This is a genomic window from Microlunatus kandeliicorticis, from assembly GCF_014137855.1.
Lineage (GTDB): Bacteria > Actinomycetota > Actinomycetes > Propionibacteriales > Propionibacteriaceae > Microlunatus > Microlunatus kandeliicorticis.
In genome coordinates this window covers 57,634-81,967 of the sequence record NZ_JACGWT010000001.1, presented here as the reverse complement: position 1 = coordinate 81,967, position 24,334 = coordinate 57,634, and the positions used below count along the sequence as shown (strand labels likewise).

Sequence of the window (24,334 nt, the reverse complement as noted above, 5' to 3'; positions counted from 1 at the left end):
CGGCCCGGGTGGCCGTCGGGTCCGACCGGGATCACCTCGACCGATCGACCACCGGTAGGTCGGGGACCGTGGAGAGGTCGGTGCGGCGTGGCGCGAGACCGTAGGGCGAATAGGTGGTCACCTCGCCCTGCGGGCGCAGCCGGGAGTCCTGGTGGTAGCGGTCCCAGAGGTCCTGCTCGGCCAGGGCATCACCGGCATCGGCTCGGACGAGCAGCCGTGCGAGCTCGTCCACCTCTGCGTCCGAGGGGTCGTCGGTCCCGGCCCAGCCGTCCCACAGCAGCATCTCGTCGCCGTAGCGGTGGGCGACCTCGAACACCACGTAAGTCCGGACGAAACCGGGTCCGCTGAGCTCGGCCGAGCCGGCCTCGACGCCGTAATTGGCGAGGTCGCGGGCCCCCGCGCGCCATCCGAGCCACGCCTCGGCGGCGGTCTCGAACGGTGCGTCCGGACCCGTCGGCAGGTCGTGACGGTCGAGATCGCTCCGCTCCCCGAGCTCGGGATCGGCTCGCCGCCAACGACCGCCGTCGAAGCGTTCGACGATGACGTGGTCGGCGGACCAGGTCGGGCTGAAGTAGTGGGCGAACCCCACCCGGCTCCGCGCCGGGACCCCGCGTTGGCGAAGGGCACCGACCACGAAGAGGGTGTGGTCCCGGCAGCAGCCGGCCACCCGGCCGGTTCGCGGTCGCGGTTCGAGCAGCGCGCCCGGGTGCCGCTGATGATCAAGAACCAGAATGACCTCGAGCCAGCGGCTGTCGATCTCTCCGCGGCGTTCCGCGGGCAGATCCGGCAGCTCGGCGCGGTAGTGGCCGATCACGTTCCGGGCCGCCGCGCACAGACTCGCGAGGTCGTCGGGAAGCGCGGCCAGCCGTTCCGCCTCCCGACCGGGCGACGAGTACGGACTCTGTCCCACGAACCGGGTCATCTCGACCATGCCCTGATGATCGCAGGATCACTTCGTGGCCGCACAGGTCCTGGCCGCCGTGCGCGCGCTGGTCAGCGCCGCAGGGGTCAGCGACGATCGCGCAGGAAGTCCCCGATCACACCCATGACCTCGGACCGCTCCTCCGGCCCGAGCGCGGATCCGCTCGGCAGGGTCAGCCCGGTGGCGAACAGGCGGTCGGCCGCGCCGGTCAGGAACGACCGAGCCCCGGCGAACACCGGCTGCTGGTGCATCGGCTTCCACAGCGGCCGGGACTCGATGTTGCAGACGTCGAGGGCCGAGCGCAGGTCGTCGGCCGCCCACCCCGCGCTCGCCGGGTCGACGAGGATCGCGGTCAGCCAGCAGTTGTCGTACTGGTCGCCGACGCGCTGGAAGAGGCTCACCCCGGCGACGTCGGCGAACAGCCGGTCGTACTCCGCGCGCAGCGCACGACGCCGACCGATCATCGCGTCGAGCCGTTCGAGCTGGGCCAGACCGAGCGCGGCGAGCAGGTTGCTGAGCCGATAGTTGTAGCCCACCTCGGTGTGCTCGTAGTGCACGGCCGGCTGCCGGGCCTGGGTGCTCAGATAGCGCACCCGGTCGGCGAACGCGGCGTCGTCGGTGAGCAGCACCCCGCCACCGCTGGTGGTCATGATCTTGTTGCCGTTGAACGAGACGGCCGCCGCGATCCCGAACGAGCCCGCCGGACGCCCGGCGTGCGAGGCGCCCAGCGACTCGGCCGCGTCGGAGATCACCGGGACGCCGTGCTCCGCGCAGACCGGGCCGATCGCCGTGTGGTCGACGCTCCGGCCGAGCAGGTCGACCGGCACCACGGCCGCCACACGGGCGCCCTCGCGGCGCAGTGCGGTGAGGGCCTGGTCGAGCAGAGCGGGGTCGAGGTTGCCGGTGGCCGGGTCGCAGTCGACGAACACGGGTTCGGCGCCGGTGTAGACGACCGCGTTCGCGGTCGCCGCGAAGGTCATCGTCGGGACGATCACCACCGTCCCCGGGGCGGCCCCGACGTTGAGCAGCGCCAGGTGCAGCGCCGCCGTCCCCGAGGAGAGCGCGACCGCGTACCGACGGCCGCAGCGCTCGGCGAGCTGACGCTCGAACTCGTCGACCATCGGCCCCAGCGGCGCGATCCAGCCGGAGCGGAGGGCCTCGACCACCAGCTCCTCCTCGCGCGCGCCGACGTCGGGCGAGGACATGTAGATCCGCTCCCGCAGGCGGGTCGGTGCGGTCATCGGGTCACCCCGTTCAGTTGGGCTGCCCGCTCCAGCGGCAGCGGCTTGGCGTCCTCGGTGGCGACGAAGTCGTCCATGCCGTGCGCCGTGCGGATCTGCTCGACGGCGTCCAGCGAGAAGGCCGGCACCGCGCAGTGGCTGATCAACGGGTGCGCCCGGCGCTCGTCGTGCTCGCCGGCCCCGAACAGCTCCTCGTGCAGCTTTTCGCCCGGACGCAGACCGGTGTAGCGGATCTCGATCGGACGGCCCTCGAGCTTGATCAACTGCTCGGCCACGTCGGCGATCCGCACCGGCGTGCCCATGTCGAGCACGAGCGCTTCGCCGTCGGCCCCGATCGCGCCGGCCTGGATGACCAGCTGGACGGCCTCGGGGATGGTCATGAAGTAGCGGGTGACCTCGGGGTCGGTCACCGTGACCGGACCGCCGCGGGCGATCTGCGCCGCAAAGGTCTCGAGCACCGAACCCCGACTGCCGAGCACGTTGCCGAACCGGACGGACAGGAACCGTCCGGTGGCGTGCTGCCCGAAGGTGGCGGTCAGCCGCTCGGCCAGCCGCTTGCTCCGGCCGAGCACGTTGACCGGGTCGGCGGCCTTGTCGGTGGAGACGTTGATGAAGTGGTCGACACCGACCGCGGTGGCCGCGGCGAGCACGTTAAGGGTGCCGAGCACGTTGGTCTTCCACGCCTCGTCCGGGTACTGCTCGAGCATGTTGAGGTGCTTGAGCGCGGCGGCGTGGAACACCACCTCGGGACGCCGCTCCTCGAACAGCCGGCGGAGCGCCTCGCCGTCGCGGATGTCGGCGAGGATGGCCTGCGGCAGGTCGAGCCGGGCCTCCCCGAACAGGGTCAGCTGCAGCGCGTGCAGCGCGGACTCGTCGCGGTCGAGCATCATCAGCTCGGCCGGCCCCTCGCTGTGGATCTGCCGGGTCAGCTCGGACCCGATCGACCCGCCGGCACCGGTGACCAGCACCCGCTTGCCGCGCAGGTAGCCGCTGATCTGCTTGACGTCGGTCTCCACCTGGCGGCGTCCGAGCAGGTCGGCGATGTTGATGTCGCGGACGTCGCGGATGCCGATCCCCTTCCGGTCGAGCAGATCGGAGATCTTCGGCAGGATCTTGACGGTCAGCCCGGCGGCGACCGCGCGCTCGGAGACGTCGCGGACCAGGTCGGACTCGGCCGACGGCAGCGCGATGATCAACACCTCGGCCTCGGTGCGGGCGGCGGCCGCGGCGATGTCCTCGCGCCCGCCGAGCATCCGGACGCCCTTGATCTCCAGGTGCCGCTTGGCGGGGTCGTCGTCGAGCAGACCGACCGGCAGGTGGCCGCTGTCGTCCCAGATCATCGAGCGGATCAGCTGCTGGGCGGCGGCTCCGGCGCCGAAGACCAGCGTGCGCCGGCCGGCTCGCGGCGGAGCCGCGGCCAGCACCCGGGCGGCGACGATCGCGCGGTAGCCGATGGTGACGACGAAGGCGATCAGCCCACCGACCACCGGCACGCTCAGCGGCATCAGCCGGGCGGAGCCGGTGACGAAGTCGAGTGCGAGCACGGCGAGGGTGGCCGAGCCGACCGCGACCGCCAGCGTCCGGAACTCGTCAGCGCTGCCGAGCGCGTGCCGGCCCTGGTGCAGTCGCAGCGCCGTGGCCACGGCGAGGAAGACGGCGGCCGCGACGACCACGCCGATCACCAGACCGACGATGTTCATCGGTTCGGCCGAGTCGTCGTAGCGGGCCGCGTGGGCGAGCACCATGCCCACCGCGACCGCGAGCGTGTCCACGACGCGGAGCACGGCCGGGCGTAGCGCGCGGCCTCCGTCGCCCTCCTCGGACGTCATCACGGCAGCACGGTGCCGTCTGCGTTCTCTCATGATCCCCCGATCATCTGCACGGCCGAATGCGGCCGCCGATCCACCAGCGCCCGACTGCGGGCGGGTGGAGACACGGCGATTCTAGCCAGCGGGGTAGGTCACATCGGCGACTCCGAAAAAACGCCGTTCGCTGAGAGCAACCTGATGACGGCGCGGGAGTCTGCCGAGCATGTCAGTGACCCGCTCCGCCGGACCCGGAGAACGCCTATCGTCGTCTCGGTCGTCCGTGGGGGACGGTGCGACACCGAGCGCTCCGGCCGCCTGCGGGCGTCGCCGGGCGGGCCGGACGGCCCCGGGGGACCGGTGAGCCGGCCGGACGAGGAAGAGAGTGGAGACGGGTGAAGGACCTGAGCGTCGTCATCGCGGCCTACAACGCCGAGGACACCTTGGGCGTGCAGCTGGAGGCTCTCGTCGGGCAGGGCCCGGACCTCGACTGGGAGGTCGTGGTCGTCGACAACCGCAGCACCGACGGCACGGTCGCGGTGGCGGAGAGCTTCGCCGACCGGCTCGACCTGCGGGTGGTCTCGGCCCCGGACCGACCCAGCGGCGCCTACGCCCGCAACGTCGCGGTGGCGACCTGTGACACGCCCTGGATCCTGTTCGTCGACGCCGACGACATGGTGGCGCCGGGCTGGCTGGAGGCGATGGCCGGCGCCATGCGCGAGCACCGGTTCGTGGCCGGCCGGCTCGACGCCAAGGTACTGAACTCGCCGTCGGCGATCAGCCGGACCGTGCCCCAGGGCGACGGTCTGCAGTGGTGGCCGGTCGGGCCGCCGCTGCCGCACGCGGGCGGCGGCAACATGGGTATCGAACGCTCGGTCTACGAGGCGGTCGGCGGCTTCGAGCCCGACCTGATCGGTCTGCAGGACGTCGACTTCTGCTGGCGGGTCCAGCTGGCCGGCGTCCCGCTGCACTTCGTGCCGGAGGCGACCCTGCACGTCGGGCTGCGCAGCACGCTGCGCTCGATGTGGCGCCAGGGCCGCAACTACGGGGCAGCGCAGGCCGAGATCGAGCACCGCTTCGCGCACGTCCGTCCTGAGGACGTCCCGGAGGCCGCGCGGGCCACTCCGCCGGAGGCCGCCCGGCAGAAGAGCGGCAAGGTCGCCGTGCTGATCGGGATGGTCCGCTCGGTCCCGCACCCGGGCGCGCTGATCTGGCAGGTCGGCTGGTACGTCGGCCACAAGCTGGGCGAGCCCGGGCGCCGAGCCCGGGCCCGCACCGCTCGACCGCGACCGGTGACGATCGGCGGCGCGAGCTCCTAGGCCGCGGCGTCCTCGGCGTCACCGAGCTCGCCGGCCAGCCGCCGGCCGAGCTCGGTGCCGTAGGCGCTGATCCGGCCGCAGTGCTCCATGTGCCAGATCGGCCGCCCGTCGACGACGTTGCCCGACAGCAGCGGGCCCATCACCCAGAGCCCGTCCGCGGCCCGCAGCCCCTCGCCGACGGCGATCCCGGCGCCGAGGTGGCTCGGCTGACACACCCCGTCCTCGATCAGCTGACCGAGCAGCCGCGGAGCGGCCAGCCGCAGGTCCCCGCCGGGACCGGCGCAGTTGACGACCACGTCGGCGGGCCGGTCGAGCTGCGTCGGCCCGTCGGGACCGACGTACTCGACGGCGGTGGTGCCGTCGGACGCCACCGCGAGCCCGGTGAAGGAGCCCGCGACCAGCGCGAAGCGGTCCTCGGCGGTGAGCCGCTCGACCACCTCCCAGTACTCGGCCCCGGCCCGGCGCTGGTGCCGGCCCAACTGGGCACCCCAGCGTCCGGCGAACTCGGTCGTCTCCTCCGGCGACAGCCGCGGGAGCAGCGCGATGACCGCCTGGGAGACCGGCGCCAGCGTGTCCGCGGCGGTGAACCCGGCCTCGCGGCCGTGTCCGATGTCGAGAACCGCGGCGGCGTACAGCTCGGCCGCCCGGACGGTCTCGCTGTGGGCCAGTGCCTGCAGCTCCGCCGGCTCGAAGCCCGGCGCCGCCGGGTGGTCGACGATCTTGGCGGGCAGCTCGCCGCTCGGGCAGAGGACGGTGACGACGGCGGTCCCGGCGCCGTCCAGGTCGTTCACCTGGTAGAGCACGTCCATCGCGCTGGCGTTGCCGCCGATGATCACGACGTGGGCCGGGTGCGCAGGCTGGTCGGCCTGCCGATCGAGCCGGGCGCCGACCGCACGGAGCGCGGCGGGCAGGTCGGCGAAGGGGTCGTCGAGCAGGACGGCGTCGGCGGCGTCCGCGCCCTCCGCGAGCCGTGGCGCGGCCGGCGGCGAACCCACCGCGAGCACCACCCGGTCGGCCCGGAGCCGGTACTCGGCGCCGACGATCTCGTAGCCGGAGCCGTCCCGGCGAACGCCGAGGACCTCGTCGCGCAGCACGCTGACCCGGGCCCGGCCCGAGTCCTCCGCGCGCGCGATCGCCCGACGGGCCAGGTCCTTGAGGTAGGCCCCGAAGACGTAGCGGGGCAGGAAGATCAGGTCGAAGTCGTCCCGGGCGATCGCGTCGCGGTGCCGGCTCCACCAGGTCCGACCCCAGGCGCCGGCGGTGGCGTGGAGCTCGTCGAACACCCAGTGCTTGTTTTCGGCCAGCCAGCGCGAGAAGCGACCGCGTTCCTCGTCGGGCAGGAAGTCGTGCAGCGAGGTGATCAGCAGGCAGGTGCGGGCGGCCCGGTCGCCGTACGGCAGCCCGGAGAACGCGTCGCTCGCCCGGTCGACCGCAGCGAGCCGCAGCGGGACCTCGGGGACCGGGTGCTCGGCCAGGACGTCGAGCAGGGCGACCAGGGTGTAGGCGGTCGAGGCGCCGGCCCCGACGAACACGAGGTCGTGGCCGGTCGCGCCGGCTGCACCGGTCGGGTCGAGGGTCGCCGACGAGGTGGGTGCGTCGATCACCGTCATGAGGACCTCCAGTACGCGTGAGGTGTGGTGGTGCTGTCGCCCGATCCGGGCGCGGGCTCACCGGTCCGGTCCGGCAGCACCCGGGCCGGGTTGCCGACCACGGTGACGTGGTCGGGGACGTCGGAGATGACCACGGCGCCGGCACCGATCCGGCACCAGCGGCCGATCCGCACCGAGGGGATCACCACCGCGCCGGCGCCGATATGGGTGCCCTCGCCCACCTCGACGTGGCCGCAGAGCGTCGCGTGCGGGCTGACGTGCACGAAGTCACCGACGACGCAGTCGTGGTCGACGCTGGCCGCGGTGTTGATCAACACGTGCCGACCGACCCGGGCGTTCGGCTGCACGACCGCGCCGTGCAGCACCACCGTCCCCTCCCCGAGGGTGCTGGTCGAAGCGATCAGCGCACTCGGGTGGACGGCCTGCCGGAAGACGGCCGGGACGTCGAGTCCCTCGAGCATGGTCACCAGCTCGGAGCGCTCGCCGTTGCGGCCGACGGCCATCACCACCGGGACGTCCGGTGGCGGGTAGTGCTCGGGTCCGAGCAACCGGATCCCGGGGACGAGATCGCGGCTCGCCGGGTGGTGGTTGCCCGGGTAGTCGTTGATGATGTGGCGCACCGTCCAGCCCTGGGAGCGCACCACGTCGGAGACGACCTGGGCGTGACCGCCGGCGCCGTAGACGTCGCAGAGCCGCACGCCCGGTGCCGTCGTCGGCGCCTCCTCGCGCATCGGCATGTCTCCCCCGTGTGATGTGTTCGAACTCTCGGGCGCAGCGGTGGCCCCGGCCGCAGTGACCGCCCGCAACCGGTCGGTCACGCGACTCTCGACCGTCCTGACGACGACGTCACGACGGGAGTCCGACTGCCCAAGTCCGAGCTCGGATCGCCAGCGTACGACAGCCGGGGGCGACGGCGGGCGGTCTGCGCAGCATTGCCGGCCGCACCCGGGAGCCTGCCGCGAGCCGTGGACGTGGTCACCTTTCGATCCCTGCCGAAACGCGATGGATCAGGCCGCGCGACCCGGCTCCGCCGGCGCGCCGTTCGGGCGGGACTTGCCGGGTGGCAGGAACCAGTGGCAGCGGATGTGCGGATAGCGGGCCGTGAGCTGACCGACGGTGAGGTAGCGCCAGCCCTCGGGGCGCAGCTTGTCGAGAAGCAGCGGGACGGTCTCCGGGCTGCTCAGCGGGCGAGGGCCGGCCTCGGCCCCGACGATGTCGTGCAGCAGCACGACCGCCCCCGGATGGCGGGCGACGTAGGCGCGCTCGGCCACCTCCTCGGGCGGGTCGCCGAGCCAGTCGCGGGCCCAGGCCGACCAGATGACGGTCTCGAGCCCGAGCCGACGGGCCTGCAGCAACAGCCCCATCCGGATCGCGCCGTAGGTGGGGCGGAACAGCCGGATCTCCTGCCCGACGACGTCCTCGAGCTCCTCCTTGCCCTGGCGCAGCCGGGCCGCGGCGCGGGTGAGCGGCAGCTCCGTGCTGCGCTCGTGCACGACGCCGTGGAGGGCGATCTCGTGTCCCTCGGCGGCCACCCGCCGAGCCAGCGCGGGGTGCCGGCGCGCGGTCGCGGAGAGCATGAAGAAGGTCGCCCGCGCACCCTCGGCCGCGAGGGCGTCGAGGACGGACGGGGTCAGCTCGGGGTCCGGACCGTCGTCGAAGGTCAGGGCCATCACCCGGTCGATGGTGTCGACGCAGATCAACGAGCTCCACGGCGCGAGCAGCGGCTTGAGCCGGCGCATCGTCGGAGTCTCGAGCTCCTGACGGCGTTCACCGATCTCGTAGTCCGCCACCCACGACCGGCGGACCTGGACGTACGGAGTCGGGTGGACGCGGAACGGGGAAGCCACGTGCCTCACCCCCTTTCGACTGTGCACGCCGTGTGCCGTGCCGTGACCGGCACCAGGCGTGCTGCCCGGTGCGCCGTTTCGGGGGGAAACGCTGTCCATTGTCACCTCTCATGGGCTCACAGGCTCGGCTCAGTGGAAATCTGTAGCGATTCCTCGATCAGGACTTTCTGGCGACGGGCAACGACCCGGACCGGCGCGGGCCGGTCCGGGTCGTGCGGTGCTCCGGCGGTCGGCCGCCCCCTGGTGGCCGGCCAGTCCCTGCGCGTGTGTCAGCAGGTGCAGGGCCCGGAGAGATCGTGGTCGCCGGCCGGTGGCTCAGCTGTTCTGGGCTTCCCAGGTGAAGCCCAGCGCGGCGGTGCCGCCCTGGCTGGAGTTCGGGGCGTTGCTGGCCAGGCTGTAGCTGATCTTGAACGTCCGGGACTCCGACCCGGTGCCGGTCGGCGCCCAGTCCCCGATCCCGGTGGCGAAGCTGGTCTTGGCGGTGGCGCCGGTGCCGAAGCCGGCCAGGCTGCCCGAGTACAGGGTCGGGTTGGTGGTCGAGGCGGTGAAGTTGGTGCAGTTGCCGAACGAGCCGCCGCTGCCCTGGACCACGGTCAGGCTGATCTGGGAAGCCAGGTCATTGGTCGTCGCGTAGTTCGTGCCGTACAGCTTGACCGTGGAGGCGAGGCTGCCGGTGGAGGTGACGGTGATGCACTGGCTACCGGTCGCACCGGGCTTGAGGTTGGAGGCGGTGAACAGGGCGGTGTTGGCGTCGTCGTCGGACAGCGCGACGGTGCCGGAGGTCCAGTTCGAGGTCGGGTTGACCGTGGTCGCGGAGTAGGCCGAGTAGGAGGCCTGCGCGACGGCGAGACCGGAGACGACCAGGGCGGCGGGGATCGCGGTGAAGGCGACGATCTTCTTCACGGTCGTGCTCTTGGCGTTCGTGTTCTTGGGGGTGGTGTTCGACATTTCGGGGGGCTCCTGAGTGCTGTTCTTGGGGGGTCCTGCTGACAAGAACAATTCAAGATTCAACACATCAGGACGCGGTTCGGCTGTCGTCCGCGCGAGCCGAAAGCTCGCTCAGCGTTTCGGCCGATGCTCAGGACCCGGTCAAGAGGGCCGCGGGAACGGCGCCCGCGGCTAGTCCGCCGCCTCCGCGGTCCGGTTGAAGACCGCCGGGCTCGGGTATGCGGACCTCGACGCTGCCCACGTCGACTGTCGGTGTCGACGCAGCGGACGGGAGTGACGGGATGAGCACGTCGACGGGAGTCCCGATCGACCACTGCCTCGACCTCCTCGAGGTGCCGGCCGCCGGGATCACCCTCGCCCTGGACGACCTGCGGGTGCCGCTGGCGGCGAGCGATGCACACGTCCGCCGCCTCGAGCAGGCCTCGGCGACGCTGGGGGACGCACCCGGCCTCGAGACGGCGGTGGCGCCGACCCTGGCGCTCGACGAGGCGGTGATCCGGCGACGCTGGCCGCTCTTCCACCAGGTGATGGCCGAGGCGACGCCCTATCGCTCCACGGTCACGATCCGGGTGGCGGCCGGGAGCCTGCAGGCCGTGCTCGACCTCTTTTCCCCGCGTCCCGACCGACGCTGGTGCCCCTCTCCGGACCGGGTGCGTGAGGCCGCCGCGCTGGTTCGGCGCGCGATCGGCACGCTGTCGCGCTCGCTCGCCGCCGACGAGCAGCCAGCGTGCCCGCCCACCGAGAGCAACGGCTCCGTGGCCTGGTGCGCACGCCGACCGGTGGTCGACCGGATGCGGGTCTGGCAGGCGATCGGCATGCTCGAGGAGGGCACCGGCTGCTGTTCCTCCGACGCGCTGGCCATGCTGCGCGGCTTCGCCTTCCGCACCGACCGCGACCTCGACGAGCTCGCGGCCGCGCTCGTGGCCCGGCGGACCACCACGGTCGAGGTGGCGGGCGGGGCCTGAGCGGCGACCGGTTGCCGGGTTTGGTGCGGTCTGGCAAGCTGCCAGCAAGGCATCTGTCACGGGTGTCACGCGGCCGGACCGATCGACGTCCGTGCCGAGCTCCTCGGAGGTTGAACCAAAGCCGCCGAAGGACGCGCCGCCCGCGGTGGCGGCGACCGAAGAGACGGGGTCCACCGATGGACACCACCCAGATGATGTCGGCGGCCGAGCAGTTCGCCCGGGCCGTCAACGAATCCGCCCACGAGTGCGAACGCCTGCAGCGCGGCGTGGAGCTCGTTGCCGAGCTCGTTCCTGGCTGCCACCACGTGGGAGCAGCGATCCGGGACAAGCGGGGGTTGCGGCCCTGGGCCTGGACCGACGAGGTCGGTCCGGGCAGCATCGCGAGACAGATGGCCGCCCAGGAGGGTCCGTCGCTGGACAGCCTGCACAGCGCGTGCAGCGTGGCCAGCAACGACGTCGAGTCCGACCGGAGATGGCCGATCTGGGGTCGGCAGGCCGCCCGTGAGCTCGGCGTGCGGACTGCGGCAGCGTTCGTGCTGACCGGCTACGACCAGCAGGGACGCGCGCAGTCGCTCGGCACCCTGACGCTCTACTCCGACGACGTCGACGCGTTCGACGACGTGCGGATGCGGCTCGCGCACGAGCTGAGCACCCACCTCGCGATCGCCCTCGCCGCCTCGCGCGAGATCCGGCAGCGCGGGGACGCGATGGAGTCCCGCACGGTGATCGGTCAGGCGATCGGCATCCTGATGGAGCGGTTCGCCCTCGACCCCGACCGGGCGTTCGGGGTGCTGCAGCGGCTGTCGCAGACCAACAACCGGCGGATCGTCGACCTGGCCACCGAGCCGGTGACCACCCGTGACCTCAGCTGCCTGCACGCGGGCGCGAACGCACGGGCGACGGTCCCGACGTCCTGATCCGCGCACGCCCTGCAGATGCCCAGGGTCGTCGTGTCCCTGCTCTGCGGTGGATGCGGGCGGGTCAGCCGAAGAGCCGCTGCAGCGACTCCTTGCGGTCCTCCGGGACTTGGACGACGAGCTCGTCGCCGCTGCGCAGCTCGACGTCGCCGTGGAGCGGGACCAGTCGCTGCTCTCGGACCAGCAGGTTGATCCAGACGTCCTCGCCGAGCTCGTGCAGCGATCCGACGGTCCGACCGACGGCGTCGGCGCCCTCGCCGATGGTGTAGTGCTGCACGCCCTCGGGCTCGTCCCGGAGGCGGACCCCGAGGGTCCAGGGCTGGGGTTCGACCACGCGCATCGGCAGGCCGAGGGCACGTGCCACGGTCGGCGTCAGCGTCGCCTGCACCAGCACCGAGAAGATCACGACCACGACGATGATCCCGTAGAGCCGTTCCGCCTGGGGCACGTCGGCCTTGCGGAGCATCTCCGCCAGCAGGATCGGGACCGCACCCTTGAGGCCGGCGAAGAGGACGAAGACGTTCTCGTTACGACGTAATCGGGCCGGGATCACGCACAGCCCGACGAGCACCGGACGGATCACCAGCGTCAGAGCCAGCGCGAGGACCAGACCGGTCACCCAGACGGCCGGATCGGCCAGGCTCGACAGCCGCACGGTGAGCCCCAGCACCACGAAGACCACGATCTCGGCCACCCCGGCGAGCGCACCGTGGAAGCGTTCGATCTCGCGCTTGTACGGCGCCCGGGCATCCCCGACGACGATCCCCGCGACGAAGACGGCCAGGAACCCCGACCCCTGCGCCAGGGTGGCGATCCCGTAGAGCAGCAGCACGCAGACCAGCGTCCGGATCGGGTAGAGCGCCTCGCTCGGCAGCGGCACCCGTCGGATGAAGATCACCACCAGGCGACCGCCGACCAACCCGATGAGACCACCGACCACCATCTGCAGCAGGAAAATGAGCCCGACGTGGGCGAAGGCGTTCGCGCTCACCGCCCCCGCGGCCAGCAGGCTGGCGATCAGGGCGATGCCGACCGGGTCGTTGGCTCCGGACTCCCCCTCGAGGATCGTCGAGCTCCGGCCCTCGATCTCGCGTTTGCCAAGCACCGAGAACACCATCGCCGGGTCGGTCGGCGCGACCGCGGTGGCCACCAGCAGCGCCGCGAACCAGGGCAGACCGAAGGCCACGTGCAGTAACACGGCGGCGGCCGCGGCGGTGAGGAAGGTGCCGAGGACACCGATGATCGTGATCGGTCCGGCGGCGGCCCGGAAGCGTCGCCAGCCGATGTGCACGCCCCCGTCGAAGAGGATGAAGAGCAGTGCGAGCGTGACCAACCGCTCGACGGTGAGCTCAGGCGGTTCGTGGACCGCCGGGACCAGCTGGACCAGCAGAGCCGCCGCGACCAACATCACGGCCGGGGCGGGGATGCGGATCCGTTCGGTCAGCCGGTTCGAGAGCAGTGCGGCGACACCGACCAGCCCGATGAGGAGCACCGAGAAGGCGTATTGCATCGTCTCGTTCACCGCTCCCCCTCTCCGGTTCGGACGGCGTGGATCGCCATGATCATCTCGCGCGCCGAGGCGCGCACTCGGGACAGGTCAGTTCAGCTGGGCCCGGCCCTGGTAGACGTCCGGGACGCCGTCGCCGTCGTCGTCGACCTCCTCGGCCGCGCAGAGGCGCCGGTAGGCACGGTTGCGGATCCGCAGCAGCGTGGCCGCGATCGTCCCGGCCAGCAGCGAGCCCACCAGCACGGCGACCTTGACGTGCGCCTCGCGTTCGCTCCCGGCACCGTAGGCGAGCTCACCGATCAACAACGAGACGGTGAAGCCGATCCCGGCCAGCACCGCCACTCCCGCGACGTCGATCCAGCGGAACGCGTCGTCGAGGGAGGCGCGGGTGAAGCGGGCGACCAGGAAGGTGGCACCGAAGATCCCGACCGCCTTGCCGACGACCAGACCGACGACGATGCCGAGGGCGACCGTGTCGGTGAGCGAGGCCGCGAGCCCGCGGAGTCCGCCGATCTCGACCCCGGCGGCGAAGAACGCGAACACCGGGACGGCGAAGCCCACCGAGACGGGTCTGAGCAGGTGCTCGAAGTGCTCGGCCAGACCGGGTCCGGCTTCCGGGCCGCCGGCCGCCTCGCTGCGGATCACCGGCACGGTGAAGGCCAGCAGCACCCCGGCCACGGTCGCGTGCACCCCGGAGGCGTGCACCAGCGCCCAGGTGATGACCGCCAGCGGGACGAGCAGCCACCACGACCGGATCCGCTTCTGGACGAGCAGACCGAACAGGCCCAGCGGCACCAGCGCCATCAGCAGGAACAGCGGGTGCAGCTCGCGGGTGTAGAAGAAGGCGATCACCGTGATGGCCAGCAGGTCGTCGACCACGGCGAGGGTCAGCAGGAAGGTCCGCAGTCCCGTCGGCAGATGGGTGGAGACGACTGCCAGCACGGCAAGCGCGAAGGCGATGTCGGTGGCGGTCGGAATGGCCCAGCCGCTCAGCGCTCCGTCCGAGGCCCTCAGGTTGAACAGCACGAAGATCACCGCAGGGACGGCCATGCCGCCGACCGCCGCGACCACCGGCAGCACCGCCCGGCGCGGGTCACGGAGGTCACCGGCGACGAACTCGCGCTTGAGCTCGAGCCCGGCGACGAAGAAGAAGATGGCCAGCAGCCCGTCGGCGGCCCACCGCCCGAGGGAGAGGTCGAGATGCAGTGCCTGCGGTCCGACCTCGAACTCGGTGAGCCGGGTGTAGGCACCGCCGAGCGGCGAGTTGGCCCAGATCAGCGCGACCAGCGTGGCCGCGAGCAGCAACGCGCCGCCCACGGTTTCGCGCCGGAGCACCTCGGCGACGCGCTGGGTTTCGGGCCAGGATCCGCGGCTGAACAGCGCCTGGGTCAGCGCACGCTTGCGAGAGCCGGTCGCCATGGGTCACCTCCGGGGTCGGGTCGTCGACGCCGACCAGACTTCCCGGCACACCTCCGGTCAGGTTACCGGTCGCGGACCCACGGACCGAAACAGACGGAGCCCGTGACGGGGCGTCCCGAGCGCGAGCCCGGGACGTCCCGTCCGGCAGGGATCAGGCGAACGGCTGACCGGCCGGGGGAAGGCCGAGCCGTGCGGACCCCCTGGGTGGGCGGACGTCCGGTTCTGGGTCGGTCCGGACGATCGTGGGAGACGCCCGGACCTCCGAACGCGCCGAGGAGATATCCAACACGAATCGGGGACATCGCGCCAATCCCCCACAAGGCATCTCGTCGGATCGCCGCGCCGCTCGGTCAGCTTGACGGGCTGCGCTCCGCGGCCCCGACCGCCTGGACGAGCCGAGCCCGTTCCTTGTCGATCCAGTGCTTGCCGCTGTACGCCTGCGCGAAGGTCTCGGCGAACTCGACCGGGTCGTCGCCGACCACGTCGCGGAGCGTGGTCCGGTCGGTGGCGGCCCGCTCCCAGAGGTCGGCGAAGTCCTCGAGCATGGCGACGATCGTCGTCCCCCCGACCATCCCGCCGTACATCATCAGATAGCGGTGGAACGCCTTCGCCGTGCTGCCGTACGGCTCGGGCAGGGCCTCCAGCCGGGCCTTGGCCTGGCGGTACTGCTTCTTCTCCTCGAGCGGTCCGGTGACCAGCTCGAGCCACTTCGGTGCCATCTCAGGCTCCCTCCTGCCGCAGCTGATCCAGGCGTCCTGCCAGGAAGCTCCACGTCCTCCAGAACTCGTCGAGGTACTCCCGGCCCTGCGGGTTGAGCGCGTAGACCTTGCGCGGCGGGCCCTTCTCGGAGGGCACCTTGGTCACGTCGACCAGACCGCGCTGCTCGATCCGCACCAGCAGGGCGTAGACGGTGCCCTCGGCGAGGTCACTGAACCCCTCGTCGCGCAGCCGGGCGGTGATCTCGTAGCCGTACGCCGGCCGGGCGCCGAGGATCGCCAGCACGATGCCCTCGAGCGTCCCCTTGAGCATCTCCGTCATCAGCTTGGGCACGCGCACCTCCTCCAGTACCTAGCGAGGAAGAGTAGCACGCCCGAGCAGAGGGTCAGCCGCCCAGCGCCAGCTGCCAGGAGACGCCGAAGGCGTCGTCGACCCAGCCGAAGAGACCGAAGCCGTAGTCGTCCACCGGCATGGTGACGTGGCCGCCGTCGGCCAGCCCGTCGAACCAGCGCCGCAGCTCGTCCTCGCTGTCCGCGGTCACCCAGAGCGAGACCGCCGGGGTGAACGTCCAGTCGTGGGTGACGAAGCTGTCGCTGCACCGCACCCGGGTCCCGCCCAGGGTGAACTCGGCCAGCATCACCGAGCCCTCGGGCCCGGGGCCGTCGGGGCCGTAGCGCTGGTCGCTCAGCACCTCGCCGCCGAAGAGGTCGAGGTAGCGGGTCATCGCCTCGGCCGCGCTCTGGCCCCGGCTGGGCTGGAAGGTCAGGAACGGCGTCGCCTGCGCCATGGCGGTCCTCCGTGCTCGCGAGCGTCGTGCGGACGGCTGCTTCGTCCGGTCGCCCGCGCCCCAGCCTGACCCATCCGGACGCCCGCGACCAGAGGCACCGATCTCTACAAAGCAGACACGCCCTTCCTTGTAGACCCCTCACAAGCGCGGAGCGGGTCGGGCGTGCTTAGGTCGGAGGATGCCGAAGTCGAGCCGGATCGTCATCGTGAACCGCGGCGAAGCGGCGATGCGACTGATCCACGCCGTCCGTGACCTGAACGCCCGTCGCAGCCTCGACGGGGGTGAGCCGCTCCGCACCGTCGCGCTCTACACCGACGTCGACGCGGGCGCCGCGTTCGTCCGCGAGGCCGACGAGACCTACCTGCTGGGCAACGCGGCCGACCGGCCCTACCTCGACCTCTCCCGGCTCGAGACCGCGCTCCGCGAGACCGCCGCGGACGCTGTCTGGGTCGGCTGGGGCTTCGTCGCCGAGGACCCGAACTTCGCCGACCTCTGCGCCCGGCTCGGCGTCACCTTCATCGGCCCGAGCGCCGAGGCGATGCGCCGACTCGGCGACAAGATCGGCTCGAAGCTGATCGCCGAGGAGGCCGGCGTCCCGATCGCGCCGTGGAGCCGCGGCCCGGTCGACACCCTCGAACAGGCCCTCGAGGTGGCCGAGCGGATCGGCTACCCGCTCATGCTCAAGGCCACCGCCGGCGGCGGTGGCCGCGGCATCCGCCGGGTCGACCGGCCCGAGGACCTCGTCGACGCCTACCAGCGGACCCGGGACGAGGCCGCCCGCGCCTTCGGCAGCGGGATCGTGTTCATCGAGAAGCTGATCACCGGCGCCCGCCACGTCGAGGTGCAGGTGATCGCCGACGGCCAGGGCACCGCCTGGGCGGTCGGCGTCCGCGACTGCTCGGTCCAGCGCCGCAACCAGAAGGTGATCGAGGAGTCCGCCTCCGCGCTGCTCGAGCCGGCCCAGTCCGACGAGCTCAAGGCGGCCGCCGAACGGCTCGCGCTGGCCGTCGGCTATGCCGGCGCCGGCACCGTCGAGTTCCTCTACCACCCCGAGACCCGCAGCTTCGCCTTCCTCGAGGTCAACACCCGGCTCCAGGTCGAGCACCCGGTCACCGAGCTAGTCACCGGCCTCGACCTCGTCGCCCTCCAGCTCCAGGTCGCCGACGGCATCCCGCTGACCGGCGACCGTCCGGTCGAACGCGGCCACGCAATCGAGGCCCGGCTCAACGCCGAGGACCCCGACCGTGGGTTCGCCCCCGCCCCCGGCCGGATCGCCCGGCTCGAGTTCCCGGCCGGTCCGGGTGTCCGGGTCGACACCGGCGTCGCCGAGGGCGACACCATCCCGGCCGACTTCGACTCGATGATCGCCAAGATCATCGCCTACGGCGCCACCCGCGACGAGGCGCTGGCCCGGCTCCGCCGCGCGATGCTCGAGACCAACGTGGTGATCGCCGGCGGCGCCACCAACAAGAGCTTCGTGCTGACCCTGCTCGACCGCCCCGAGGTCACCCGCGGCGAGCCGGCCTGGGCCGACACCGGCTGGATCGACCGGACCGTCGCCGCCGGCGGGCTCGTCGCCGACGCGCACGCGGGGGCCGCGCTGGTCGCCGCCGCGATCGAGACCTACGCGGAGACCGAGCGCGACGAGATCAGCCACTTTCTGGCCACCGCCCGCGGCGGACGTCCGCAGCTCTCGCACGAGACCGAGCGCCGGATCGAGCTCGAGCTCCGCGGCACCGGCTACCGGATGACCGTCGGCCGGATCAGCGCCGCCCAGTACCGGGTGGCCATCGACGACCCGGACGCCCCCGACGGGGTCCACACGGTGCTGGCCCGGCTCGAGCGGATCGACGACGTCCACGCCCGGCTGGTCATCGGCCGCGACCGCTACCGGCTGGTCCTCGCCACCCACGGCACGACCCGGCTGGTCGAGGTCAACGGCGTCGCGCACCGGATCAGCCGCGACGAGGGCGGCGTGATGCGGGCCCCGACTCCCGCGCTGGTCGTCGGCACTCCGGTCGCGGTGGGCACCGAGGTCGAGGCCGGCCAGCCGGTGCTGGTGCTCGAGTCGATGAAGATGGAGACCGTGCTGGCCGCACCGGTCAGCGGAAGGCTGGTCGAGCTGCTGGTCCGCGCGGGCACCCAGGTGGGCAGCGGCGAACCGCTGGCCCGGGTCGAGCCGATCGGCGAGGCCGCGGCCGCCGACGCGCCCACCCCGCCGCCGATCGAGCTGCCCACCGACCCGACCGCCGAGCTCGACGCCGCCGGCCGGGCGCGGCTGGCGCTGAGCGCGCTCCGTGACCTGCTGCTGGGCTGGGACATCAGCCCGACCCGCGGGGCCGCGGTGCTCCGGAGCTACCTGGAGAACCGGGACGCGCTGGCGGCCACCGGCGTCGACGTGCTGGCCGAGGAGACGGCACTGATCGAGCTCTTCACCGACGTCGCCGACCTGACCCGCAACCGACCCGCCGACGAGGAGCTGCACACCGAGCTGCGGGTGCACAGCCCGCGGGAGTACTTCCACACCTACCTGGGCACCCTCGACCTCGACCGCGCCGGCCTCCCCGAGCACTTCCGCGAGAAGCTGCTCCGGGTGCTGGCGCACTACGACGTGACCGAGCTCGAGCCCGGGCCGGCGCTCGACGAGGCGCTGTTCCGGATCTTCCTGGTGCAGCAGCGCAACGACGACGTCGACGTCGTCATCGGGCTGCTGCAGCGCTGGCTGACCCTGCCCGCGCCGTCCGCCGCGGTGGCCCGGTCGGCGCGGACCGTGCTCGAACGGCTGGTCCGGGTCACCCAGCGCCGGTTCCCGGTGATCGGGGACCTGGCCCGTTCGGTGCGGTTCGGCTGGTTCGACCAGCGCCAGGTCGACGAGGAGCGCCAGCAGGTGCTGGCCGGCGTCGCCGAGGAGGTGGCGGCGCTGGTCGACCCCGACGCGCCGGACCGCGACGTCCGGATCGAGGCGCTGACCGCCATCCCGGAGCAGCTGATCGGCTTCCTCAACGACCGGCTGGCCGCCGGGATCGGCGGCCGCGAGCCGCTGCTCGAGGTGCTGATCCGCCGGCACTACCTCGAGTACGACCTGCACGACCTGGTCTGCACCGAGGACGGCGGGCGTCCGCTGGTCCGCGCCGAGTACGTCAGCGGCGAGCACGGGCCGACCCGGGTGGTCTCGACGGTCGGCGCGATCGACGAGCTCGGTGCCGGCGGGGCCCTGGGCGAGGCCGTCTCGGCCGCGCTCGCGCCCGACCACGACACCGTGGTCGAGGTCTACCTGCGCTGGCCGGACGACCCGGCGGGCCGCGGTCCATCCACCGATCCCGACGCCCTCAGTGCCCAGCTCATCGAGCTGCTCGCCGGGCAGTCGTGGGTGACCGCCGCCCGACGCGTGACCGTGGCGGTCTGCCCGGGTGGCGACCGCTCGGTGGCCTACTTCACCTTCCGGCCCGACGGCGACGAGCTGGTCGAGGACGCGCTGGTGCGCGACATGCACCCGATGGTCGGCCGACGGCTCAACCTCTGGCGGCTGCGCGAGTTCGACGTCACCCGGCTGCAGGCGCCGGCCAACGTCCAGCTCTACGAGTGCGTGGCCCGCTCGAACCCGTCCGACCGGCGGCTGGTCGCCGCCGCCCAGGTGCGGCAGATGGCCGTGGTCCGCGACGACGAGGGCCGGGTGGTCGCGCTGCCGCACGCCGAGCGCGCGGTGGAGAACTGCCTGGAGGCGATCCGCCGGGTCCGCACCCAGCGCGGGTCGGCGGGGTCGCAGCTCGAGATGAACCACGTCTGGGTCACCGTCTGGCCGGCGATCGAGGCCGACCTGGGCGAGCTGACGGCGTTGCAGGACAAGATCACCCCGCTCAGCGACGGCACCGGGATCGAGGAGGTGCTCGCCCAGGGCCGGGTGGCCGACGCCGAAGGCGTGGTCCACCCCATCGCCATCCGCTTCAGGGCCCGTCCGGACGGGGGCACCGCGGCCGACGTGATCGCCCCGCCGAGCGAGCCGCTGGCCCCGCTCGACGACTACGCGGCCAAGGTCGCCCGGTCACGGCGGCGCGGGCTGGTCTACCCCTACGAGCTCGCCTCGGCCCTCACCCGGGGCGGCAGCCTGGTCGAGCACGACCTGGACGACAGCGGTCGGCTGGTGCCGGTGGACCGGCCGCGCGGCCGGAACAGCGCCGGGATCATCGTCGCGGTGGTGACCACCCCGACGCCGCTCTATCCCGACGGCATCACCCGGGTGGTGCTGTGCGGCGACCCGACCAAGGCGCTCGGTGCGCTGTCGGAGGCGGAGTGCAGCCGGATCGTCGCCGCCCTCGACCTGGCCGAGGAGATGGGCGTCCCGGTCGAGTGGTACGCGGTCTCGGCCGGCGCCCGGGTGTCGATGAGCAGCGGCACCGAGAACATGGACTGGGTGGCCGCCGCGCTCAAGCGGATCGTCGAGTTCACCCAGGCCGGGCACGAGATCAACATCGTGGTGGCCGGCATCAACGTCGGCGCACAGCCGTACTGGAACGCCGAGGCCACCATGCTGATGCACACCAAGGGCATCCTGGTGATGACGCCGGACAGCGCGATGGTGCTCACCGGCAAGCAGACGCTGGACTTCGCCGGCAGCGTCTCGGCCGAGGACAACTTCGGCATCGGCGGCTACGACCGGGTGATGGGCCCGAACGGGCAGGCGCAGTACTGGGCGCCGGACCTGGCCGGGGCCCTCGACATCGTGCTCGCGCACTACGAGCACACCTACGTGGCACCGGGTGAGTCCGGTCCGCGCCGGGCGGAGACCAGCGATCCGGTCGACCGCGACGTGTCGGACACCCCGCACCCGAGCGGCGAGTTCAGCACCGTCGGCGAGATCTTCTCCTCGACCCACAACCCCGACCGCAAGCGGGCCTTCGACATCCGCACCGTGATGCGGGCGGTGACCGACGCCGACCACCCGATGCACGAGCGCTGGGCCGGGATGGCCGACGCGGAGACCGCGGTGGTCGTCGACGCCCGGGTCGGTGGTCACGCGGTCTGCCTGATCGGGATCGAGTCGAAGCCGGTACCGCGCGCCGGGTTCCCGCCCACCGACGGACCGGACGCCTACACGGCCGGGACGCTGTTCCCGCGGTCGAGCAAGAAGGTCGCCCGGGCGATCAACGCGGCCTCGGGCAATCGTCCGGTGGTGGTGCTGGCCAACCTCTCCGGGTTCGACGGCTCACCCGAGTCGATGCGCAACCTGCAGCTGGAGTACGGCGCGGAGATCGGCCGGGCCATGGTCAACTTCGACGGCCCGATCGTCTTCGTGGTCATCTCGCGTTACCACGGCGGCGCGTTCGTGGTCTTCTCCAAGCGGCTCAACCCGCAGCTGACCGTGCTGGCCGTCGAGGGTTCGTACGCCTCGGTGCTCGGCGGTGCGCCGGCCGCCGCCGTGGTGTTCGCCTCCGAAGTGGCCAAGCGGGCCGCGGCCGACCCGCGGATTCGCGAGCTGGAGGGGCGGATCGGTGACAGCCCGGCCGACCGGCGCGGACCGCTCTCGCTCGAGCTCTCCGAGCTGCGCGCGCAGCTGCGGGCCGAGAAGATCAACGAGCTGGCCGCCGAGTTCGACGCGGTGCACAACATCCACCGCGCGGTCGAGGTCGGTTCGGTCGACGAGGTGATCAAGGCGGCCGAGCTACGGCCCAAGATCATCGAGGCGATCGGCAAGGGGCTCGCGGGACGCTGATCACCGGCCCTGAGCCTGTCGCCCACGCGCGCTGAGCCTCTTGCCCACGCGCGCTGAGCCTGTCGAAGCGCTCTCGCCCTTCGATAGGCTCAGGGCACTCAGATGGGCGTGTGCTCACGGCACGGTGCTGAGGAGTTCGCGAGCGTCCTCTGAGCCGCGCCCGGGTCGTTCTGCACGACGAGCGTTCGCGGACATGCACTTCCGTCCGCGAACCGAGGAGGAAGAACGACCCGTGGCAGGCGCGGCGTGCGCGAGCGGACAGAAAAGGCGTGTGCTCAGGCGGCCTGGTAGGAGAGGCAGCCGGCGGTGGACTGGCCGGCGCCGACGGTGATCGACGGGGCGCGGCACTCCAGGGCCTGGTTGTGGGTGCAATCGGTGCGCTGGCAGGCGCCGACCTGGGCGACCACGTTGAGCCCGCCCTTCTCGTTCAGCGAGAGGAAGGTGCCGCAGTTCGCGGTGGTGTCGATGGTGACCGCGAACGCGTGGCAGCCGTCGTGGTTGTAGGCGCAGCTCGTCGCGGTGCAGTCGGTGACCTGGGGCAGATCGATGGTGGCGCTCATCCGGACTCCTCGGTTGGCGGGCGGCTGGTGGCCACGACGGTAAGCCGGAATCCCCTGCCTGGCTAGGCAGGTGAGGCTTCCCTGACCGCCCCGGGGCGTCAGAAGTTGATCACGCTATGGATTGTCGTCAGCGTCCGAAGGCCTGCCAGACGGTGGTGAAGTCGTCCATGATCTTGGTGCTCGACAGGTACGAGTACGGCGCGGCCGGGTACCAGGGGAAGACGTTGCCCTGCTTGACGCCGGAGAGGGCCTTCCAGGTGGAGAGCTGCTTGTAGCCGGTGTAGGTGTTCCGGGCGTCGACCATCACGACGTCCGCGTCGTAGTCGCCGAGCTTCTCGAAGCTGATGGTGTTGAAGTAGTCGGTCGGCTTGCTGCCGGAGTCGACGAACCGGGCGCCGAGGGTGGTGAGGTAGGCCAGGTCGGGGTTCTGCTTCGGGTTGGCGACGTAGGCGTTGTTGCTGTCGAAGCTGAACACGGCCACCTTGCCGCCGTTCGCCGCGGCGATCGCCGCCTTGGTCTTGTCCGCGGCGGCGTCGAACTGCTGCTTGGCCGAGCCGGAGGTGTTCGGGTCGGCGCCGAGGGCGACCGCGAGCTTGGTGAACTCCTCGATCACCTGGACGAGGTTCTTGTTCAGCATCTCCATCCCGAGCGTCGGGCAGAGCGCCTCGACCTTCTTCTCGGTGGCCGCGTCGACGTACCAGAGCGTCTTGTTGTCGAAGGACAGGTCGATCAGCAGCTGCGGGCTCAGCCCGGCGAGCTTCTCGACCTGGAAGTCGCCGTAGGTCTTGCCGATCACCGTCAGCTGGGCCAGGTCGAGGTTGCCGGCCTGGTAGTCGAGCTTGCCGTTCGTGGTCTGGAGCTCGCCGTAGGCGCCCTTGACCTTGATCCCGGCGTCCCAGAGCGCTGCGGCCGCCGAGCTCTGGGCGACCAGCACGGTCGGCCGCGTCGGCAGGTCGATCACCTTGCCGCGGGCGTCGGTCCACCGGAAACCGGCGGCGGCGGACGAACCGGACGCGGAGGGCGCCCCGGCCTGCGACTGGCAGGCGGCGAGCACCGGCAGCCCGGCCAGGCCGACCAGTCCGGCGAGCATCGAACGACGAGAGAGCGAAGTCACGGCATGAGGTTAGCCTCACCTAACTGCTGCCACCAAGTCGTTCACGACCGACCCACACCGCGCCCACAGCACCCACCCACCTCGGCTCCGCAGACTCGGTGCGTCCCCGTCGACCGTCCGAGGAGCACCCCGATGAACGCCCGATCCCGCATCCGCCGCCGCACCGCCGGCATCACCGCTGCGGTGGCTGCCGCGGCCGTCCTCGGTGCCGGTGGTCTCGGCCTCGGACTCGCCCAGTCCACCGCGGCGACCGACACGACCACGACCAGCAGCGGTACTACCACCAGCACCACCAGCGCATCGCCCGACAGCTCGGGCACGTCCTCCACGAGCACCTCCTCGAGCAGCTCGTCCTCGACCAGTTCCTCCTCGGGGAGCTCGTCGTCGAGCGCCGGCGGGGTGGCCTCCGGCTCCGGGTCGACCACGCACAGCTCGTCCGGGGGCTCCTGATCCACGACCGTCGTGCCTAGGCTGCGGCCATGCACCTGATGAGTCGCGACGAGTGGTGGGCGTTCGCTTCCGACGGCACCCGGACCGGCAAGATCGCGGTCACCCGCAAGGACGGGCAGGCGCTCGTCACCCCGATCTGGTTCCTGCTCGACGCGGTCGAGGAGGACGGGCAGACGCACGACGAGTTCGTCTTCACCACCCACAACGAGGGAGCCAAGGCCCGCATCCTGGCCCGCGACCCGCGGGTCTGCCTGCTGGTCGACGACCAGCAACCGCCCTACTCCTACGTCCAGCTGATCGGCCGTGCCACGCTGCACGTCTCCCCCGACGACCTGCTGAGCTGGACGACCCGGCTCGGCGCGCGCTACATGGGCGCCGACCGCGCCGAGGAGTTCGGCCGCCGCAACGCCGTCCCCGAGGAGTTCCTGGTCCGGGTCCGCATCGATAAGGTCAACGCGGTCGCGGACATCTCGGACTGAGCCCCTTCGACGGGCTC

20 protein-coding genes are annotated in these 24,334 nt (G+C 72.0%); 5 read left to right on the top strand and 15 right to left on the bottom strand.

Annotation, left to right across the window (positions count from 1 at the left end; all coding sequences use genetic code 11):
- Positions 1-31: 31 nt before the first annotated feature.
- From FHX74_RS00375 to FHX74_RS00365, 3 genes are all read right to left on the bottom strand, one after another.
- Complete coding sequence (locus FHX74_RS00375) at positions 32-931, bottom strand: transglutaminase domain-containing protein (protein ID WP_235970067.1); 900 nt, start codon at positions 929-931, stop codon at positions 32-34.
- 77 nt (positions 932-1,008) lie between these two features.
- Positions 1,009-2,163 carry a DegT/DnrJ/EryC1/StrS family aminotransferase gene (locus FHX74_RS00370; protein ID WP_182558130.1) on the bottom strand — a complete coding sequence of 385 codons (1,155 nt, stop codon included), beginning with the start codon at positions 2,161-2,163 and terminating at the stop codon, positions 1,009-1,011.
- Positions 2,160-3,992, bottom strand: coding sequence for a polysaccharide biosynthesis protein (locus FHX74_RS00365; protein ID WP_182558875.1), 1,833 nt, complete (start codon positions 3,990-3,992; stop codon positions 2,160-2,162). The genes FHX74_RS00370 and FHX74_RS00365 overlap by 4 nt, the downstream gene beginning before the upstream one ends.
- 371 nt (positions 3,993-4,363) lie before the next feature.
- Between FHX74_RS00365 and FHX74_RS00360 the strand changes: the two genes are divergently transcribed.
- Positions 4,364-5,287 (top strand): glycosyltransferase, encoded by a 924-nt coding sequence (locus tag FHX74_RS00360; RefSeq protein WP_182558129.1) that lies wholly within the window; start codon positions 4,364-4,366, stop codon positions 5,285-5,287.
- Here FHX74_RS00360 and FHX74_RS00355 read toward each other — a convergent pair.
- From FHX74_RS00355 to FHX74_RS00340, 4 genes are all read right to left on the bottom strand, one after another.
- A complete protein-coding gene (locus tag FHX74_RS00355) occupies positions 5,284-6,897 on the bottom strand; it encodes an FAD/NAD(P)-binding protein (protein ID WP_182558128.1) in 1,614 nt (537 codons plus the stop codon). The genes FHX74_RS00360 and FHX74_RS00355 overlap by 4 nt on opposite strands.
- The gene (locus tag FHX74_RS00350; RefSeq protein ID WP_220483352.1) at positions 6,894-7,634 is read right to left on the bottom strand and encodes an acetyltransferase; all 741 of its coding nucleotides are present in this window, start codon (positions 7,632-7,634) and stop codon (positions 6,894-6,896) included. Before FHX74_RS00350 ends, FHX74_RS00355 begins: the two co-directional genes overlap by 4 nt.
- A gap of 270 nt (positions 7,635-7,904) precedes the next feature.
- Positions 7,905-8,744, bottom strand: coding sequence for a polysaccharide deacetylase family protein (locus FHX74_RS00345; RefSeq protein ID WP_182558127.1), 840 nt, complete (start codon positions 8,742-8,744; stop codon positions 7,905-7,907).
- Positions 8,745-9,059: 315 nt separating this feature from the next.
- Complete coding sequence (locus tag FHX74_RS00340) at positions 9,060-9,692, bottom strand: hypothetical protein (RefSeq protein ID WP_182558126.1); 633 nt, start codon at positions 9,690-9,692, stop codon at positions 9,060-9,062.
- Between the two features lie 281 nt (positions 9,693-9,973).
- On the opposite strand from FHX74_RS00340, the gene FHX74_RS00335 reads away from it, so the two are divergent.
- Both FHX74_RS00335 and FHX74_RS00330 read left to right on the top strand, forming a co-directional pair.
- Positions 9,974-10,657, top strand: coding sequence for a hypothetical protein (locus tag FHX74_RS00335; protein ID WP_182558125.1), 684 nt, complete (start codon positions 9,974-9,976; stop codon positions 10,655-10,657).
- A 176-nt stretch (positions 10,658-10,833) separates the two neighbouring features.
- On the top strand, positions 10,834-11,574 hold the full coding sequence (locus tag FHX74_RS00330) for a GAF and ANTAR domain-containing protein (protein ID WP_182558124.1): 741 nt from the start codon (positions 10,834-10,836) through the stop codon (positions 11,572-11,574).
- A gap of 64 nt (positions 11,575-11,638) precedes the next feature.
- Here FHX74_RS00330 and FHX74_RS00325 read toward each other — a convergent pair whose 3' ends face one another.
- From FHX74_RS00325 to FHX74_RS00305, 5 genes are all read right to left on the bottom strand, one after another.
- Positions 11,639-13,096, bottom strand: coding sequence for a cation:proton antiporter domain-containing protein (locus FHX74_RS00325; RefSeq protein ID WP_220483351.1), 1,458 nt, complete (start codon positions 13,094-13,096; stop codon positions 11,639-11,641).
- Between the two features lie 75 nt (positions 13,097-13,171).
- Positions 13,172-14,500 carry a Na+/H+ antiporter NhaA gene (nhaA, locus tag FHX74_RS00320; protein ID WP_182558123.1) on the bottom strand — a complete coding sequence of 443 codons (1,329 nt, stop codon included), beginning with the start codon at positions 14,498-14,500 and terminating at the stop codon, positions 13,172-13,174.
- A 350-nt stretch (positions 14,501-14,850) separates the two neighbouring features.
- Positions 14,851-15,219: a DUF1048 domain-containing protein gene (locus FHX74_RS00315; RefSeq protein WP_182558122.1), complete on the bottom strand. Its 369-nt coding sequence runs from the start codon at positions 15,217-15,219 to the stop codon at positions 14,851-14,853.
- A gap of 1 nt (position 15,220) precedes the next feature.
- Positions 15,221-15,538, bottom strand: a complete 318-nt coding sequence (locus FHX74_RS00310) for a PadR family transcriptional regulator (protein ID WP_220483430.1) — start codon at positions 15,536-15,538, stop codon at positions 15,221-15,223.
- Positions 15,539-15,602: 64 nt separating this feature from the next.
- Entirely contained in the window at positions 15,603-16,004 is a 402-nt protein-coding gene (locus FHX74_RS00305; protein ID WP_182558120.1) for a VOC family protein, read from the bottom strand.
- 178 nt (positions 16,005-16,182) lie between these two features.
- Here FHX74_RS00305 and FHX74_RS00300 point away from each other — a divergent pair, with 178 nt between their 5' ends.
- On the top strand, positions 16,183-21,714 hold the full coding sequence (locus tag FHX74_RS00300; RefSeq protein ID WP_182558119.1) for an ATP-binding protein: 5,532 nt from the start codon (positions 16,183-16,185) through the stop codon (positions 21,712-21,714).
- Positions 21,715-21,989: 275 nt separating this feature from the next.
- Here the strand turns inward: FHX74_RS00300 and FHX74_RS00295 are convergent, their stop codons facing one another.
- The 3 genes from FHX74_RS00295 to FHX74_RS00285 all read right to left on the bottom strand — a co-directional run bounded on the left by FHX74_RS00295 (position 21,990) and on the right by FHX74_RS00285 (position 23,843).
- Positions 21,990-22,274: a DUF1540 domain-containing protein gene (locus FHX74_RS00295; protein WP_182558118.1), complete on the bottom strand. Its 285-nt coding sequence runs from the start codon at positions 22,272-22,274 to the stop codon at positions 21,990-21,992.
- A gap of 127 nt (positions 22,275-22,401) precedes the next feature.
- The gene (locus tag FHX74_RS00290; protein ID WP_182558117.1) at positions 22,402-23,388 is read right to left on the bottom strand and encodes an ABC transporter substrate-binding protein; all 987 of its coding nucleotides are present in this window, start codon (positions 23,386-23,388) and stop codon (positions 22,402-22,404) included.
- Positions 23,389-23,429: 41 nt separating this feature from the next.
- A complete protein-coding gene (locus tag FHX74_RS00285) occupies positions 23,430-23,843 on the bottom strand; it encodes a hypothetical protein (RefSeq protein WP_182558116.1) in 414 nt (137 codons plus the stop codon).
- A gap of 24 nt (positions 23,844-23,867) precedes the next feature.
- On the opposite strand from FHX74_RS00285, the gene FHX74_RS00280 reads away from it, so the two are divergent.
- A complete protein-coding gene (locus FHX74_RS00280) occupies positions 23,868-24,317 on the top strand; it encodes a PPOX class F420-dependent oxidoreductase (protein WP_182558115.1) in 450 nt (149 codons plus the stop codon).
- Positions 24,318-24,334 lie beyond the last annotated feature (17 nt).